The following is a 778-nucleotide window of genomic DNA, read 5'->3' as shown; positions in this document are numbered from 1 at the left end:
CCAGTAGCAGGCTGTTTTCTTCGGGTACGCCGTCAAAACTCCAGGCATAGTTGCTGCCGTTTTCCGGCAGTTCAAAATGGTCCTTCATCCAGTTGCCGCCCCAGACGCCCGGGTCAAAGTAGGGCACCATCCGGAAGGGACGCTGCGTCGTCTGGCGCAGGGCTTCCCGGTAGGCGGCGCCGTCCACCATGGCGGGGCTGCCCTGGGTGGTCATGTCCAGGTAAAAGTCCATGGTGTTCAGCAGATGATCTTTTTCCCGGTCGGCCCAGCGCCACTCGGCAAAAAAGCCGCGCTTGTACTTTTTCAGCTTGGGCAGGTCGGCCTGGGCGGTGCGCCAGTTGGTCATGCCGCGGCGATACCGCAGCTGGATCTCCCACCGGGTAATGTCCGCCACCACCTGCACGTCGCCGGGGTGCACCAGTGTGGCACCCACGCCGTACACCAGCACAAGGCCTTCGGCAACCGCATCAATGCGCTGCCGGGCTTCCTCGATTTTGGCTTCGTAGAAGAAATCCCGCAGCCGCCGCACCGTCATGATGCCGAACACAGGGTCCTGGGGCAGCAGATCGCGCTCCAGGGCGGCATCCAGCTTTTCCGGCTCAAAGGCCAGGTCATCGCTGTGGATCACCAGGGCGGGGTGCAGGGCAGCCAGCCCGTCCAGCAGTTCCTGCTGGTCCACGCCGGGGTAGCACTCGATGCTGAGCACGCATTTCCCGGTGCCGCAGGCATCGCCCAGGGCCCGGGCAATGGCACCGGCCCCTTCATACACCCGGGCGTC

1 pseudogene is annotated in these 778 nt (G+C 64.3%); it reads right to left on the bottom strand.

What is annotated here, in order from left to right:
- Window positions 1–778 (bottom strand): annotated as a pseudogene (locus H6B10_RS14785) (mannose-6-phosphate isomerase); the annotation flags it as partial.

Source organism: Gemmiger formicilis (assembly GCF_016901605.1).
Classification (GTDB): Bacteria; Bacillota; Clostridia; order Oscillospirales; family Ruminococcaceae; genus Gemmiger; species Gemmiger formicilis_B.
This window is presented reverse-complemented; position numbering and strand designations above follow the sequence as displayed.